This is a genomic window from Actinokineospora guangxiensis, assembly GCF_042657845.1.
GTDB classification, from domain to species: domain Bacteria; phylum Actinomycetota; class Actinomycetes; order Mycobacteriales; family Pseudonocardiaceae; genus Actinokineospora; species Actinokineospora guangxiensis.
Genome location: NZ_JBHSKF010000015.1, coordinates 164,604 through 179,656 on the forward strand (window position 1 = coordinate 164,604; position 15,053 = coordinate 179,656).

The window sequence follows — 15,053 nt, forward strand, 5'->3', positions numbered from 1 at the left end:
GCCGTCGGGATCAGCGAGGACCGCCTGAGTCTGCGCGCCGCCAAAGCCGGCGGAACACCGCCGCCAGGGCGGATTGCCGTCGGCGGACTTACCAAGCGCCCCAGCACTCTGTGGCCTGACGGTTGTCCACAGCTTGCGAAGGTGATGGTTAGTTGGGTGTCAAGGGTTGGTGGGTGAGGTCTTGTGGTTGTTGATGTTGTAAGTGGGGGCTTGGCCTACGGCGGGTGCGTGGTCGTCACTCATGGGGATGGCACCATGACCCGCTACGCCCACCTTGCCACGATGGCGCGTGGCGCGGGTGAGTCGATGGCGGTGTCGCGGGGGACCAGGATCGGCACGGTCGGCGGTAGCGGTGGTCACTACGCGCCACACTTGCACTACCAGCAGATCGCTGCGGGCGGGGCGATCGACGCCAGCCCCACGGTCGAGGGGTCACTGTCCCCCTTGGGCACCCCCACCACCCGACCCGCGCGTCGCCCTTCTGTGCGTTCTCAACGGCATAACGCCACACTGTCAACGCGCGACGCCGTTGATCCCGACCTGCGCGAGGTCCGCTCGATCGCTGAACATCACGGTGTCTTGGGGGTGCCCGCGATGAGGCGTTCGCCCCAGGTGCGCATGTAGGTGATGGCTTCCGGGGGGCTGTGGATCACCACGGGGGCTTCGATCGCGCCGAGGCAGAAGGTGGCCCAGGCGAGGGAGTCGGCGGCGATCTCCACCCGGCAGGAGGTCGCGTCGATGGGGGTGACGGTGCCGTAGTGGGCGATCTCGGCTCGGACCCGCTCGGCCGGGGCGGTGACTGTGGCGTGGACGGGGTACCTGGCGGGCTGGGCGGTGAGTCGGGTGCGCACGTACTCGGCGGGGTCGTCGGTGGGGAGGGGGCGGGGGGCGAAGCTCGCCCCGGTGCGGGTTGCCCGGTTGAGGCGGTCCAGGCGGAAAGTGCGCCAGTCGGTGCGGTCGAGGTCCCAGGCGAGCAGGTACAGGCGATTCTCGACGCGGACCACGCGGTGCGGGTGGACGGTTCTGGTGGCGGTGTGGCCGGTGCGGGTGCGGTAGGTGAACGCCACGGTCTCGTTGTCGCGGCAGGCCAGGGCGAGGGTGGTCAGCGAGGTGATGTCGCCCGGCCCCGTCGAGGGGGTGCGCGCCGGGGTGGCGATGGCGCGCAGGCTGTCGATGCGGCGGCGGATGCGCAGCGGGAGCACCTGGACGATCTTGGCCATGGCGTTGAGCGCGGCGTCGGCCGAGGCGGGGGAGGGGCCGCGGGTGACCTCCTGCAGGCCCATGACGACGGCGGCGGCCTCGTCCTCGCTGAGGACCAGAGGCGGCAGCGACGCACCGGGGCCGAGCTGGTAGCCGCCGCCGGTGCCCCTCGTGGCGGTGATCGGGTAGCCGAGTTCCTGCAGGCCGTCGATGTCGCGGCGGAGTGTGCGCTGGCTGACGCCGAGGCGGCGGGCCAGCTCGTGGCCGGGCCAGTGGCGTCGGTTCTGCAGCAGCCCGAGGAGTTCGAGGACGCGGGTGCCGGTCGACATGAACTCCACCCTATGCCGACTTGTGGACGTATAGCGGCCACAAGGTCGGTCAGGATGGGCTCTGCCACCCGCACGAAAGGACCTCAATGCGCATCCTCGTCACCGGAGCGACCGGCACGGTCGGTCGCCACGTTGTCGCCCAGCTGCTCGGAGCCGGGCATCACGTCCGCGCGCTCTCCCGCACGCCCGCCGCGGCGCGCCTGCCTGCCGGGGTGGAGGTCGTGGCAGGCGATCTGACCGACGTCGCGACCCTCGATGCGGCCTTCGCGGGTGTCGAGGCGGTCCACCTGATCACCTTCGGCGGTGACGGCGATCTGGCCAACGGCGCTGAGATCGTCGCCCTCGCCGAACGCCACGGCATCGCCCGTGCCACGGTTCTGGGCGGCTGGGAACCCACCAGTGTCGAAAGCGCCTTGGCCGCCAGCGCGATCGGCTGGACCCAGGTTCGGCCGGGGGAGTTCATGGGCAACGCCCTGGAGTGGGCCGAGGAGATCCGCTCGCGGCGCACCGTGTCCATGCACGCCACCTTCGCCAGTGCGGTGGTGCACGAGGCCGACATCGCCGCGGTCGCCGCCACCGCGCTCACCCACGCGGGCCACGAGGGGCGCAGCTACCCGGTCACCGGCCCCGAGGCCCTGACCCCGGCGCAGCGCACCCGGGTGCTCGCCGAGGCCACCGGCCAGGACATCGAGTTCGTGCATCTGGACCAGGAGCAGGAGCGCGCCCGGCTGCGCGGCTTCGGGTACGACGAGGACTACGTCGAGTTCGGCATCCAGCTGGCCACGAACCCGCCGGAGGTCGCCGATGTCGTGCTGCCCACCGTCGAGGAGGTCACCGGAACACCCGCGCGGACCTTCGCGCAGTGGGCGCAGGAGCACGCCGCGCAGTTCCGCGCCACACGCTGAAAAGACGAGTCTGCTGCCGGAACCGGCAGCAGACTCGTCAGTCCTGCGACGCTGAGCGTCACCGTGGGGGATCGACTATCGCGGACCCCGGAACCGCCGCATCGCCTTGCCCACGCGGTCGCGGTTGCGGGGGTCTTGCGCCATCTGGCGCGCCCGACCAGCCATCTGCTGTCCTCTCGGGCTGCGCAGGAAGTTCTTGATCTTGCCAAGCAGGCCGGCCACCGCGTCTCCTTCGCTCGGTTCGTCACCGTGGTGTACCCCGTGACCGGCGCCGTCAATCGGATGGCTGCCGAGACGGCGGTCCGATGGCCCACCACCTCTACAAAGGACTGGAGCAGCTCGGTGGCTCCAGGTGCGGCGGGCCGACGCCGCTGCACCGGTCATGAGGGTGTTCGGCGCGATGTCCCTGGTGACCACGGAGCCCGCGCCGACCACGGAGTCGCGGCCGATCGTCACGCCCGGCAGCACGGCGACGTTCGCGCCCAGCCAGACGCCGTCTTCCGGGACGACCGGCGCGGGTGGTGTCGTGGAAGGGCGGGGTGTTCAGGCGCGAGGCCAGGTCGGTGACCTTCGTCGTCGCCGCGGAGGCGGGGAGTCTCCGGGACGCGGCGCTCGACCTGGCGGTCACGCAGCAGGCGGTGTCGAAGCGGATCGCTGTGCTGGAGCGGGTTGACGTGGTGTCCTTCCGGGCGGTGCCGCCGCGGGAGCCGTGGCCGGAGCTGCGCGTCACACGCGCGGTCGACAGCGAGGTCCACCTGCTCGTCGGACCCCGGCATCCCCTGGCGGCCCGTGCGGTCCTGCGACCGCGCGAGCTGGCGGGCACCGCGTCTGGGTGCCGGGGATCGTGCCGGGCACCGAGTGGGCGCGGTTCTACCTGGACCTCGCCGCCGAGTTCGGGCTCTCGGTCGACGGCCGCGGCCCGCACTTCGGCGACGAGGCCCTGCTGGAGGAACTGGCCGCCTCGGCCGACTTCGCCACCGCCACCGCCACCGCCACCGCCACCGCCACCGCCACCGCCATCGGCTCCGGCGACCGCTACCTCTGGCCCGCCCACTACGACCTGCGCCGCATCCCGCTGCGCGATCCCACGCCGGTCTACCCGCACTGCCCGGTCTTCTCGGTCGCCAACGACCACCCGGGGCTCGCCGGCCTGAGGGCGTGGCTCAGGGCCGAGCGCGCCGCCCGGCCGCGTCCGGCGGTGGTGTGGGAGCCGAGCTGGGCCTCAGGTGTCGGGTGAAGAACCGGTTGCCCGCCTCGGCCGCGTGGGCCGGGACGCCGGTGTGGCCGCCCATGGTGGCGTGCAGGGGGATGGTGACGCCACAAGCCTCGTCGATGATGGCCGCGGCACGTAGCTCCCGGCGAACAGGACGCACGCCGCGATGCGGGGCTCGGTCGCGGCCGGCCGGACGCCGATGGAGATCACCCCGCCGGAGTGCCCGACCGGTTGCACCGCCTCGGGCAGGGCGCCGGGATACCGTCGAGGGCGACGTGGCCTTCGCCGACGCCGTCGTCATGGCGGTGTTCGGTGGGGAAGCGCATGGTCGTGTCCTTGGGGGTCAGCTCGCGTAGCTGTCGTGCCAGTTCCACCACTCGTACGGCGCGGACTGGGGGTAGCCCGCGGGGGAGTCCTCCCAGTCCTCCTGGCGGCCCAGGGCGGTGATGTCGAGGTAGGACCAGGTGCCGCCCATCTTCTCGTCGCCGCGGTTGTCCACGAAGTAGGTGCGGAACACCTGGCCGTCGTGGCGGATGAAGGCGTTGGTGCCGTGCCACTGGTCGACGCCGAAGTCGACGTCGAAGTCGTCGGTTATCGAGACCCAGGGCACGGTCCAGTCCATGCGGCGCTTGAGGTCGGCGATCAGCGGCTGCGGCGCGCGGGAGGCGAAGACCAGTGTGGTGTCGCGGGCGTTGAGGTGGGCGGGGTTGGCGACCTGGTCGGCGACCAGCGAGCAGCCCTTGCACGCGCGCTCGGGCCAGCCCTCGACGTCCGGGGCGAAGAAGGCGCGGTAGACGATCAGCTGCCTGCGGCCGTCGAAGAGGTCGACGAGGGTCTTCGTGCCGTCCGGGGTGTCGAAGCGGTAGTGCTCGCCCACGGGCAGCCACGGCATGCGACGGCGCGCCGCCGCCAGGGCGTCGCCCGCTCGGGTGTGCTCCTTCTCCAGCACCAGCAGGCGCTCGCGCTCGGCCTGCCACTCCTCTTCGGACACGATCGGCGGGATGTCCATGGTTCTCCTTCAGGTCGTGGAGTCCAGGTGGGCCTTGAGGGCGTCGAGCGGGTCGTCCCAGTCGCGGGCGAGGGCGGCCAGGTACCGCTGGGCCACGCGCATCGGCGCCGACCGCAGGTGGTACCTGATCCGGCGGCGTTCGCCGGGAACCGGGGCCACCAGGCCCGCTTCGGCGAGCAGGGCCAGGTGCTTGGCGACGGCCTGCCTGCTGATGGGCAGCCTGCCCGCCAGGTCGGTCACCGTCGCGGGGCCGCTCTGCGCCAGCGCGGAGAGCACGCCGCGCCGGGTCGGGTCGGCCAGCGCGGCGAAGACCAGTTCGGCGGTGGCTTCCTGATCAGCCGACATGGGCGGTGAGGGCGGCCAGCTTCTCCGACCAGCCGTTCACGTTGCCGTCGAAGGCGACCTTGTGGGCGTCCTCGGGCAGCTGGGCGAACCCGGTCTCGACCACGCGCAGCCGGGTGCCGTCGCCGCGGGCCTCCAGGGTGAACTCGACGTAGGTGCGCCGGGGGTCGTCGTCGGGCAGGCCGTAGATGCCCCAGGTGAACCCGAAGGCGACGGGCTCCTCGACGCGCTGCACCGTGAAGTCGCCGCGGTCCCCGCCCGCCCAGGTCAGCAGGCCCGCGCCGCCCGGCCGCAGGTCGATCTCGGCGGTGTCGCCGAACCAGGAGGCCAGACCCTCGGCCGTGGTGAGGGCCGCCCACACCACCGCGGGCGGCTGCTGGAGGTCGACTTCGCGTTCGATCCGGTCGGGAAAACCCATGACGCCACTCCCACAGTGAGGCAACTGAACGGTTGCGACTTTATGGCAACCGTTCAGTTGCGTCAAGGACGGCGGGCGTGGGCCTGGTCGATGAGGTCCTGGGAGACCTGCCAGACCCGCCGCGCGTCCTCCGCGCCGCGCAGCCTGCTGTAGATCGCCTGCTCGGCGGGCGCTCCGCCGAGGTGGGCCGGGCCGCTGGGGCCGTAGAGCCTGCCGGGGCGGGCCTCCGGGGAGGTCGCGGCGTAGAGGGCCGGGAGCTGGGCGGTCTCGACGGTGCCGACCAGGATTCCCCGCCGGGAGAGGGCCCGGATGAGGCGCACGCCGAGGGTGTCGCTGGTCCGGCCGACCTCGGGGCGGGCGGCGAGCAGGCTGGTCGGGGCCACCCCGGGGTGCGACAGATTGCTGGTGATGCCCCAGCCCTCGGCCTCGCTGCGCCGGTTCAGCTCCAGCCCCCACAGGCCGAGGGCGATCTTGGACTGGCTGTAGGCCTTGCCGCCGCTGTACGAGCGCTCCCAGTTGAGGTCGTCCCAGTTGATCGCGTTCCGGTCGGCCGAGATGCTGATCTGGGAGGTGACGCGCGCGCTGCCCGCCCGCAGCAGCGGCATCAGGTGGTTGACGAGGGCGACGTGACCCAGGTGGTTGGTGCCGAACTGCAGTTCAAACCCGTCCTCGGTGCTCTGGCGGCTCGGCGGGGTCATGACGCCGGCGTTGTTGACGAGGATGTGGACCGGCTCGCCCTCCTCGCCCAGCGTCTCGCCGAGCGCGGCGACCGAGCGCAGGGACGAGAGGTCCAGCGCGCGCAGGCTCACTTCGGCGTCGGGGACCGCGGTGCGGATGGTGGCGATCGCGGCCTCGCCCTTGCGCTGGTTGCGCACGGGCATGACGACCTCGGCCCCGGCCGCCGCCAGTCGCGCGGCGATGCCGAGTCCGACGCCGTCGCTGGCGCCGGTGACGACGGCGCGCTTGCCCGCCAGGGACGGGACGGTGATGTCGATCTTCTTCCGGGGCATCGGAGTGTCTCCCTGCTCGTCGTGGACGTCTCCCACGCTCGTCCAGCGGCGGGGACTTATCCAGGACCTGCCGATCCGAGTCACCGGAAAGGGGGACTGGCGGTCCGTGGCTCCGGGTCCGCGCGGCGGATAGAAAGGGGGCGGCGGGAAGGAGTCCGGGATGATCGACAGGGCGGGGATGGCGGCGTTCCTGCGCCACCGCAGGCAGGCGCTGCAACCGGAGGACATCGGCCTGCGGCGCGGGCAGCGCAGGCGCACGTCCGGGCTGCGCAGGGAGGAGGTCGCCGCGCAGTGCAGCATGTCGGCGGACTACTACGCGCGCCTGGAGCAGGAGCGCGGGCCGCAGCCGTCGGCGCAGATGGTCGCCGCGATCGCCCAGGGCCTGCACCTGTCCCTCGACGAGCGCGACCACCTGTTCCGCCTCGCCGGGCACAACCCGCCCGCCCGCGGTTCGGCGAGCGAGCACGTCACCCCGGGCCTGGCGCGCATCTTCGCCCGGCTGGCGGACACCCCGGCCGAAATCGTCACCGAACTGGGCGAGACCCTGCGCCAGACCCCGCTGGGGATCGCGCTCACCGGGGACGCGGCGCGCCACACCGGCCCGGCCCGCAGCCTCGGCTACCGCTGGTTCACCGACCCGGGGTCCCGGGCGCTCTATGAGCCCGACGACCACGGGTTCCTGTCCCGGATGTTCGCCTCCGGCCTGCGCGAGGCGGTGGCCAAGCGCGGCCCCGGCTCCCGGGCGGCGCACTACGCCGATCTCCTCACCGCCCGGAGCGCGGAGTTCCGCGCCGTGTGGGACACCCACGAGGTCGGCGTCCGCCCGAACGAGGTCAAGCGCTACGTCCACCCCGCCGTCGGCGCGCTGCAACTGCACTGCCAGACGCTCATCGACCCGGTCCAGGAGCACTACCTGCTGGTCTACACCGCTGTCCCGGGAACGGAGAGCCACGAGAAGCTGCGACTGCTCTCCGCGCTCGGACCGGTGTCCTGAGGACAGTGCACACAGGACTGGTCAGCCGGTCTTGTCCATGAGGAACTCCGCCGCGGTGCGGGCGTGGCGCGCCGGGTCGGCGGAGACCGTGATGGCGGTGCTGGTCATCGCGCCCTCGAACAGCAGGAAGATCGAGTCCGCCACCCACTCCGGGCGGCCCGTGCTCGCGACCAGGTGGCCGATGGCCGCCCGGACGCCGCTCTTCTGGCCGCGGACGATCTCGGTGATCTTCGCCGACGACGGGCCCAGCTCGGCGTAGGAGTTGATGAAGGCGCAGCCGCGGAAGGCCGGGGTGCCCGAGGACGCCGCGATCCAGTCGAAGACGGCGAGGATCTGCTCCTCGGGGGTCGCCGCGCGCCGCACGGCGGCCATGATCTCGGCGGTGATGGCCGCGTCGCGGCGGCGCAGGACGGCCTCGACGATGGCCTCCTTGCCCTCGAAGAGGGAGTAGAGCTTCTTCAGGGAGACGCCCGCCTCGGTCCTCAGCTCGTCCATGCCGACGGCGTGGGCGCTCTTGGCGTAGAAGAGCCGGTCGGCGGCCTCCAGGATCTGCTCGCGGACCGCTGTGTCGCTCGTCATGTCGGTGACCCCCTTGTATTGAGAACGGTCGTTCTCTACGGTAGCACCTAGACGGAGAACGAGCGTTCTCCACCCGGTCGAGGAGATCGAGATGACCATCGTTCTGGTGCACAGGCTGTGGATGACCCCGCTGGGCTGGGAGAACTGGACCGAGCGCTTCGAGAAGGCGGGCCACGAGGTGCTGGCGCCGACCTGGCCCGGCTTCGACCGCCCGATCGAGGAGCTGCGGGCGCACCCGGAGGTGATGAACGGCCTCGGCGTGGAGGAGGTCACCGACCACTACGCCGAGATCATCGGCGCGCTGCCGGAGGCGCCGGTCATCATGGGCCACTCCTTCGGCGGGCTGATCACGCAGAAGCTGCTCTCCCGCGGCCTGGGCAAGGCCGGCGTCGTGGTCCACTCCGCGCCCGCCAAGGGCACGCTGGGCCTGCCGTTCTCCGCGCTGAAGGCGTCCTTCCCCGTCCTGAAGAACCCGGCGAACGTCAACCGCGCCGTGCCGCTGTCGCCGAAGGAGTTCCACTACGCCTTCGCCAACACCCTCTCCTTCGGGGAATCCGAGGCCCTGCGCGAGAAGTACGCCATCGCCGCCCCCGGCCGCCCGCTCTGGCAGGCCGCGACCGCCAACGTCTCCACCCACAACGCGACCGCCGTCGACCTGGCCAAGCCCGACCGCGCTCCCCTGCTGTTCCTGGCCAGCGAAGGCGACAACGTCGTCCCCGCATCGATGAACCGGGAGAACCACCGCCGCTACCGCAAGTCGCCCGCCCTCACCGAGATCAAGGAGTTCCCGAACCGGCCGCACTTCGTCATGGCCGCGCCGGGCTGGGAAGAGGTCGCCGACTACGCCCTGAACTGGTCCGAGCGGTTCTGACGCGGCGGGACACCAACAGGAAACCCTGGACGGGTAACAGGTCCGATCCGCCTCCCGACACCCGGAGCAGAGTTCTCCCCAGCGAGAGGTTGGCCCACACCATGTCCACCCCCGAGCCGTACGGTCAGGCATCCGCGCACCACCCCGGCGGCTTCGCGGACCCGAGCACCGGCCCGTACCCGGTGCCGCCCGCCCAGCAGAATCCGCAGCAGTTCGCCGTCATGCCGCCGCAGGTCGTGCCGCCGCAGGTCATGGTCGCGCAGTACGGCCCAGCCCCCCAGAACGGCGTCGGCACCGGCGGGTTCGTCACCGGGCTCCTCGGGCTCATCCTCTTCTGGGTGCCCGCGGTCGGGATCATCCTGGCGATCATCGGCGTCTCCCTCTCCGGGGTCGGGATCGCCAAGGCCAAGCGCGGCGAGGCCAACAACAAGGGGCTGGCCACCGCGGGCCTGACCTGCGGGACGATCGCGCTCGCCATCTGGCTGATCATGGTGATCGCCGCCGTCTCCGTCATGCCGTAGCTGGATCGCGGGCAGGCGCGGCGGAACCACCCGGCCGTCCACTGGGGACGACCGGGTGGCCGGTACCGGGTGCCGCCTTACTCGTCGGTGATCAGGAACTCCACGCCGCCCAGGTCCTCGCCCCTCTGGTCGGCTTGGAACACGCGGATCACCTGCCCCTCGGCTGCCCGGTCGCCTCCGGTGAAGGCGAGTTCGATCTGCTGGCGCTCGGCGCCCTGCAGGGCCAGGCCGCGGAACGCGGCGGCCTTGAGGTCCACGACGTCGAACTGCGTCTCACCCACCTGGCGCAGCCCCTCGGCCTTGCCGCCCGCTTCCTTCCAGCGGCGGGTCAGCTCGGGGCCGAGGTCGATGGTGAGCCTGCCGTCGAAGACGCGGTCACCCGCGGCGACGACCAGGTCGGTCACCAGGGCCTCGCGGAACGGGTTGCCCAGGGTGAACGGCCGCTTGATGGTGCCTGCGCCCGGCAGCGCGCGCACGGAGTTGATGTTGCGCCAGGCGATGTTGTTGTTGTTGCGGGCGTTCTGGTGGGTCGCGGTGGTCTCGGCGAAGGTCATCGGGTCGGTGGCGGACTCCCAGCGGGCCAGCAGGCAGAAGTGGCCGGGGCCGGGCACGTTGTGCCACGGGATCATGACCGTCGTGCCGCCCGGCGGGACGGTGATGCCGCTCTGCGCGCCGAACTGGGTCCAGTGCAGCGGCCACTGCGCTCCGCCGCCCTGGGCGGTGTAGTACAGCTTCAGCGTGCCGACGCCGGTCCCGCTGCCGCCGGGGCCGGGGTTGTTGAGGCGCACGAACACGAAGTTCGTCTGGCCCGCGATCGGGTTGGTGCCCGCGCACGGCGCGCTCGTCGTGCAGACGCGGATGTCCGGGCTGGTGTAGGCCGACCCGGTCGTCAGCGGCTCCACGCCCGCGTCGGCGGTGTTGTCGCGGATGAAGACGTCGGTCGGGGTGCAGTTGTACAGCGCGCGCTGGATGTAGGCGGCGACGTCGGTGCCGCGCTGGTTGCTCTGGTAGGCGAAGCCACCGGTCGTGTTCGCGTAGTCCTGCATGATCGGCATGATCGTGCTGGTGTAGGTGGAGTTGGTGGGCACGTAGATCGGGGTGATCTTGATGCCCTCGGTCTGCGCGTCCAGGGCGACGCTGTGGGCGTTGGCGACGTCGGCGGCGCTGTGCACGTTGTCGAAGCCGCCGGGACGGGCGTCGGTCACCATGATCGCGTGCTTGGTGGCGTTGGTGCGCCAGGTCCCGGAGAAGTTCCCGGTCTGCGGGCGACCCGTGGCGGGCAGGTTGTTGACGACGGTGTTCAGCGCCTCGTCGGAGGCCTCGGGCTCGGCCGAGCCGCCGGAGGCGGTCAGCGAGGCCAGCGCCGAGGAGACCGCGGCCTGGTTGCCCGCGGCCAGGTTGACGTTGACGGTGACGTTGTCCTTGAAGCTGACCAGACCGAGCTTGTAGTCGCCGCCGGAGAGCGAGACGACGTCGGCCAGGATCGTGCTGATCCCGGACTGCACGCCGGAGAGCGCGCCGCCCATGCTGCCGGTGGTGTCCAGCACGATCGTGACGTCCATCGGGCCACACGGGGCGGCGGCCTTGGCGTAGGGGGTCGCCGCGCCCGCGGGCGCCGAGGCGAGCGCGGGGGCCAGGGTGGCGGCGAGGACGGCAGCGGCGATGAGTGGGCCGCGTCGCCGCTTCGGGGTTGGGGACATGGGACCTCTCCTCCGAGGTGACAGGGTTCCGCCACCGTCCGGCCGCGCGGTTGCAGAGCGGTTGCACGCCGGTTGCGGCGCTACCCGGTTGGCCGATACGCCCCCGCCTGCCAGGCTGGATACGCTCCGAACGGGGCGACGACGCACGGAGGCTGCGGGGTGACGGGGTGACGGGACCCGGCAGGCTTGGTGTGCTGGGACCCGTCGAAGCCGTCGGTCCAGCGGGCCAGGTGGACCTGCGCGGAGCGCGGCAACGCGCGGTGCTCGGCGTGCTGGCCCTGCACGCCGGGACGCTGCTGCCCGCCGCCCGCCTGGTGGACGTGCTCTGGGGCGAGCACCCGCCGCGCACCGCGGTGAAGACCCTGCACAGCCACGTCGCGCGCCTGCGCACGGTGCTCGCCGTCGCCGGTTTCGGCGGCGCGCTGGTCACCCGGGGCCCCGGCTACGCCCTCGACGTCGTCCCCGACGCCGTGGACGCCCACCGCTTCGCCGCGCTCGTGCGCCAGGCCCGCGGCTGCCCGGCCGAGCGGGCCGCGCCGCTGCTGCGCGAGGCGGTCGGGCTGTGGCGGGGCGACCCGTTCGCCGACACCCCGCTGGCCGACTGGGGCAGGCGCGCCGTGGACGACCTCGCCGAGCAGCGGCTCTCGGCGCTGGAGGACTTGTGGGAGGCCGAGCTGGCCCTGGGCGCGCACGTCGAGGCCGCCCGGGAGCTGCCCCGGCTGCTGGCCGCGCACCCGCTGCGCGAGCGCTTGGCCGGGCTGACGATCCTCGCCACCCACCGCAGCGGCAGGCCCGCCGACGCGCTCGCCGTGTACGACCGGCTCCGCCGCGACCTCGCCGACGCCTACGGCGCCGACCCCGGCCCGGACCTGCGCGCCCTGCACACCGCGATCCTGCGCCGCGACCCGGAACTCGACCACACCCCCGAGTCCGCGCCCGAGCCCACCGCACTCGGCGGCGGGCCCGCGCAGCTGCCCGCGCCGGTCGGCCACTTCACCGGCCGCACCGGCGAACTGGCCGCGCTCGACGCGGTGGCCGCGGGCGTCGTGGCGATCACCGGCGCGGCGGGCATGGGCAAGACCGCGCTGGCCCTGGAGTGGGCCCACCGCGCCGCGGCCCGCTTCCCCGACGGTCAGCTCTACCTCGACTTCGACGGCCACGCGCTCACCGCCGCCGACGCGCTCGCCCACCTGCTGCGCTCACTCGACGTCCCCGACGACCGGGTGCCGACCGAGGCGGGCGAGCGGGCCGCGCTCTACCGGTCGCTGCTGCGCGCCAAGCGCTGCCTGGTCCTGGTGGACAACGCGGGCGGCGCCGAGGACGTGCTGCCCCTGGTGCCCGGGGCGGGCGGCAGCCTGCTCGTGGTGACCAGCCGCGCCACGCTCGCCGCCCTGGGCACCCGCCACGCCGTGCACTCCGTCGCCGTCGGCGCGCTCGACCACGCCGCCTCACAGGCGCTGCTGGCCAGGGTGGTCGGCGACGCCCGGGTGCGCGCCGAGCCGCGGGCCGCGGCCCGGCTGGGCAGGCTGTGCGGCGGGATGCCGCTGGCGCTGCGCATCGTCGCGGCCCGGCTGGTGGCCGCGCCGGCGACCACGCTGGCCGCGACGGCCGCCGAGCTGGGGCGCGCGGGCAGGCTCGACAGGCTCGCGGTGGAAGGCGACTCGCGCACCGTGCGCGCCGTGCTCACCAGCGCCTACCTGCCGCTGCCCGCCGAACAGGCGCGCATGTTCCGCATGATCGGGCTGGCGCCGGGGCCGACGGTGGCCGTGGGGGCGGGCGCGGCGCTGTGCGGGGTCGGCGCGGCCACGGCCGCCGCGGCGCTCGCGGCGCTGGCGGGCGGGCACCTGCTCACCCCGGCGGGCCCGGACCGCTTCCGCGCCCACGACCTCACCCGCGAGTTCGCCGCAGCCCGCGCCGAGGCCGAGGTGCCCGCCGCCGAGCGCGCGGCGGCCGTCGACCGGCTCCTGGACTGGTACCTGTGCGCCGCCGCCGCGGCCAACGAGGCCATCGACCCCCGCCGCGACGCCGTCCGCCCCGACCCCGCCTACCGCCCGGACTCGCTGCCGTTCGCCGACGACCGCCACGCCGCGCTCGCCTTCCTCGACGGCGAGCGCGACAACGTGCTGCCGGTGGTGCGCCTGGCCCGCGCGCACGGCAGGCTCGACGCGGCCTGGCAGCTGACCTACCTGTTCACCAGCTACCACGACGCCACCGGCCACTGGCACCTGCGCGCCCGCGTGTGCGCCGTCGCCGCCGAGGCCGCGACGGCCTCGGGCGACCCGCGCGCCGAAGCCGAGGCGCAGCGCGCGCTGGGCGTCGCGCAGTTCATGACCCGCCGCTTCGAGGACGCCCTCGACAGCAACCGCGCGGCGCTGCTGGCCGCGCGCGCGGCGGGCGACGTCGCCGGGGAAGGCCACGTGCACAACAACATCGCCAACGCCCTCGCCGAACTGCGCCGCTACGACGAGGCCGTCACCGCCCACCGCCAGGCCGTCGCCACCTGCGCGGCCTCGGGCAACGACCTGGGCAGGGCCCTGGCGCAGCGCAACCTCGGCCACACCTACGTGCGCATGGGCGAAGCCGCCTCGGCGCTGGTCCCGCTGACCGACGCCCTGGCCACCTTCCAGGACCTCGGCCACGACCGCCTCGCCGCCGCCACTCTCGACACCATCGGCGAAGCCCGCCTGCACCTCGGCGAGCACGGCGCGGCCCTGGCCGCTGTCGAAGAGGCCATCGCCGTCAGCCGCGAACTGGGCGACCGCTGGCTGGAATGGGAATGCCTCCTCGACGCAGGCCGCGTCCACCTCGACCGCGGCGCCCCCGGACAGGCCGCCGAACACTTCGCCGACGCCCTGGAAACCAGCCGCGCGGTGGGGGACCGGCACGGTGAGGCCGCGGCGACGGCGCACCTGGGGCGGGCGTACCTGGCGGCGGGCAGGCACGTCGAGGCCCGCCGGGAGCTGGAGCGGGCGGCGACGCTGCGGGCGGCGGTGCCGGACCAGGACGAGCAGGCCCAGATCGATCTCGCGCTGGCCGAACTGAGCAGGCTGGGGTGAGACCGGGCCGCGTGTCTGGTCGCTGGTGCGGCTCGGGCCTGCCGACCCGCGCGAGGTCAGGGTTCTCGCGCGGGGCGGCGTGTTCGGCGTCAGGGGCGGCGGATGACGACCTCGGCCCTCGGGTTGCCCAGCACCCCGGCGGACGGGCTGTACAGCTCCAGCACGAACTTCTCCTCAGCGGGCCACGTCCCGCGCAGGAGTTCGATCTCGGCGATGCCGGTGGTGGCGCCCACGGGGATGGTGATCACCCCGTCGCGGACGGGGACGTAGCCGTTGGGCTTGCCGTCGGGGTCGTGGGTGCGGAAGTGGACGGTGACCGGGGCGCGCACGGGCTTGCTGGTGCGGATGTCCACCGGGCAGGTCATGGCCTTGTCGGTGCCGCGGTCGATCCCCCAACAGATCTTCCCGCCGTCCAGACCGGTCCGCAGCGGCGGATCGTCGTCGTCGAGGATGGTGACCGTGCCGCTGCCCTGGCCGATGACCACCCCCTGCGGCGCCGTCAGCCGCACCGTGAACCGCTCGTCCGCCTCGGCGAGGCTGTCGGCCACCACCGACACGGGCACCGATCTGACCCCGGCCTCGCCGCTCCAGGAGACGGTGGTCGAGGCCGCCAGGTAGTCCGCGGGCGAGGTCGCCGTCAGATCCGCCGTGCTCACCGCCACCGACCCGCTCGCCGCGCACCCGGGCGCGACGCTGGCCATCACCAACACGGTGAACGTCCGCAGCCCGCCCACACTGCCCTCGTACCCCGCGAAGTTCCCCAGCGACACCACGGCGGGCGCACAGCTCTGCGCCGCTACCGGCTCCGGCACCGCTGTCGACCCGAACACCACCGCGCCCACCAGCGCGCAGACCACCGCTGTCCGCACCACGTCCACCATCTCCTCAGGCCGGGACCGCCATCGC

Annotated in this window: 16 protein-coding genes and 1 pseudogene; 8 read left to right on the forward strand and 9 right to left on the reverse strand. The window is 73.2% G+C overall.

The window, feature by feature from the left end; translation table 11 throughout:
* Window positions 1-183 precede the first annotated feature (183 nt).
* A complete protein-coding gene (locus tag ACFPM7_RS24855; protein WP_378250177.1) occupies window positions 184-624 on the forward strand; it encodes a M23 family metallopeptidase in 441 nt (146 codons plus the stop codon).
* On the opposite strand, the gene ACFPM7_RS24860 is transcribed toward ACFPM7_RS24855, so the two are convergent.
* The gene (locus ACFPM7_RS24860; protein ID WP_378250178.1) at window positions 570-1,529 is read right to left on the reverse strand and encodes a helix-turn-helix transcriptional regulator; all 960 of its coding nucleotides are present in this window, start codon (window positions 1,527-1,529) and stop codon (window positions 570-572) included. The two genes, ACFPM7_RS24855 and ACFPM7_RS24860, sit on opposite strands and share 55 nt — an antisense overlap.
* Window positions 1,530-1,615: 86 nt before the next feature.
* Between ACFPM7_RS24860 and ACFPM7_RS24865 the strand changes: the two genes are divergently transcribed.
* Window positions 1,616-2,434 (forward strand): SDR family oxidoreductase, encoded by an 819-nt coding sequence (locus tag ACFPM7_RS24865; protein WP_378250179.1) that lies wholly within the window; start codon window positions 1,616-1,618, stop codon window positions 2,432-2,434.
* 75 nt (window positions 2,435-2,509) lie between these two features.
* On the opposite strand, the gene ACFPM7_RS24870 is transcribed toward ACFPM7_RS24865, so the two are convergent.
* Window positions 2,510-2,902: a hypothetical protein gene (locus ACFPM7_RS24870; protein ID WP_378250180.1), complete on the reverse strand. Its 393-nt coding sequence runs from the start codon at window positions 2,900-2,902 to the stop codon at window positions 2,510-2,512.
* A 95-nt stretch (window positions 2,903-2,997) separates the two neighbouring features.
* On the opposite strand from ACFPM7_RS24870, the pseudogene ACFPM7_RS24875 reads away from it, so the two are divergent.
* Together ACFPM7_RS24875 and ACFPM7_RS24880 are read left to right on the forward strand one after the other, a co-directional pair.
* A pseudogene (locus ACFPM7_RS24875) lies at window positions 2,998-3,054 on the forward strand (hypothetical protein); the annotation flags it as partial.
* Between the two features lie 212 nt (window positions 3,055-3,266).
* Entirely contained in the window at window positions 3,267-3,671 is a 405-nt protein-coding gene (locus ACFPM7_RS24880; protein ID WP_378250220.1) for a hypothetical protein, read from the forward strand.
* A 319-nt stretch (window positions 3,672-3,990) separates the two neighbouring features.
* Here ACFPM7_RS24880 and ACFPM7_RS24885 read toward each other — a convergent pair whose 3' ends face one another.
* The 4 genes from ACFPM7_RS24885 to ACFPM7_RS24900 all read right to left on the reverse strand — a co-directional run bounded on the left by ACFPM7_RS24885 (window position 3,991) and on the right by ACFPM7_RS24900 (window position 6,426).
* Entirely contained in the window at window positions 3,991-4,656 is a 666-nt protein-coding gene (locus tag ACFPM7_RS24885) for a DUF899 domain-containing protein (protein ID WP_378250181.1), read from the reverse strand.
* A 9-nt stretch (window positions 4,657-4,665) separates the two neighbouring features.
* Window positions 4,666-5,001 (reverse strand): ArsR/SmtB family transcription factor, encoded by a 336-nt coding sequence (locus ACFPM7_RS24890; protein WP_378250182.1) that lies wholly within the window; start codon window positions 4,999-5,001, stop codon window positions 4,666-4,668.
* Window positions 4,991-5,416, reverse strand: a complete 426-nt coding sequence (locus ACFPM7_RS24895; protein WP_378250183.1) for an SRPBCC domain-containing protein — start codon at window positions 5,414-5,416, stop codon at window positions 4,991-4,993. The genes ACFPM7_RS24890 and ACFPM7_RS24895 overlap by 11 nt, the downstream gene beginning before the upstream one ends.
* 62 nt (window positions 5,417-5,478) lie before the next feature.
* On the reverse strand, window positions 5,479-6,426 hold the full coding sequence (locus ACFPM7_RS24900; protein WP_378250184.1) for an SDR family oxidoreductase: 948 nt from the start codon (window positions 6,424-6,426) through the stop codon (window positions 5,479-5,481).
* Window positions 6,427-6,586: 160 nt separating this feature from the next.
* Between ACFPM7_RS24900 and ACFPM7_RS24905 the strand changes: the two genes are divergently transcribed.
* Window positions 6,587-7,420, forward strand: a complete 834-nt coding sequence (locus ACFPM7_RS24905; RefSeq protein ID WP_378250185.1) for a helix-turn-helix transcriptional regulator — start codon at window positions 6,587-6,589, stop codon at window positions 7,418-7,420.
* Window positions 7,421-7,441: 21 nt separating this feature from the next.
* Here ACFPM7_RS24905 and ACFPM7_RS24910 read toward each other — a convergent pair whose 3' ends face one another.
* Window positions 7,442-7,999, reverse strand: coding sequence for a TetR/AcrR family transcriptional regulator (locus tag ACFPM7_RS24910; RefSeq protein WP_378250186.1), 558 nt, complete (start codon window positions 7,997-7,999; stop codon window positions 7,442-7,444).
* Window positions 8,000-8,090: 91 nt separating this feature from the next.
* Here ACFPM7_RS24910 and ACFPM7_RS24915 point away from each other — a divergent pair, with 91 nt between their 5' ends.
* A complete protein-coding gene (locus ACFPM7_RS24915; protein ID WP_378250187.1) occupies window positions 8,091-8,870 on the forward strand; it encodes an alpha/beta hydrolase in 780 nt (259 codons plus the stop codon).
* 101 nt (window positions 8,871-8,971) lie between these two features.
* The gene (locus ACFPM7_RS24920) at window positions 8,972-9,391 is read left to right on the forward strand and encodes a DUF4190 domain-containing protein (RefSeq protein WP_378250188.1); all 420 of its coding nucleotides are present in this window, start codon (window positions 8,972-8,974) and stop codon (window positions 9,389-9,391) included.
* A gap of 77 nt (window positions 9,392-9,468) precedes the next feature.
* Here ACFPM7_RS24920 and ACFPM7_RS24925 read toward each other — a convergent pair whose 3' ends face one another.
* The gene (locus ACFPM7_RS24925; RefSeq protein WP_378250189.1) at window positions 9,469-11,091 is read right to left on the reverse strand and encodes a vWA domain-containing protein; all 1,623 of its coding nucleotides are present in this window, start codon (window positions 11,089-11,091) and stop codon (window positions 9,469-9,471) included.
* 191 nt (window positions 11,092-11,282) lie between these two features.
* Between ACFPM7_RS24925 and ACFPM7_RS24930 the strand changes: the two genes are divergently transcribed.
* A complete protein-coding gene (locus ACFPM7_RS24930; RefSeq protein WP_378250190.1) occupies window positions 11,283-14,147 on the forward strand; it encodes an AfsR/SARP family transcriptional regulator in 2,865 nt (954 codons plus the stop codon).
* 89 nt (window positions 14,148-14,236) lie between these two features.
* On the opposite strand, the gene ACFPM7_RS24935 is transcribed toward ACFPM7_RS24930, so the two are convergent.
* Window positions 14,237-15,019: a Calx-beta domain-containing protein gene (locus ACFPM7_RS24935; protein ID WP_378250191.1), complete on the reverse strand. Its 783-nt coding sequence runs from the start codon at window positions 15,017-15,019 to the stop codon at window positions 14,237-14,239.
* Window positions 15,020-15,053: the final 34 nt, after the last annotated feature.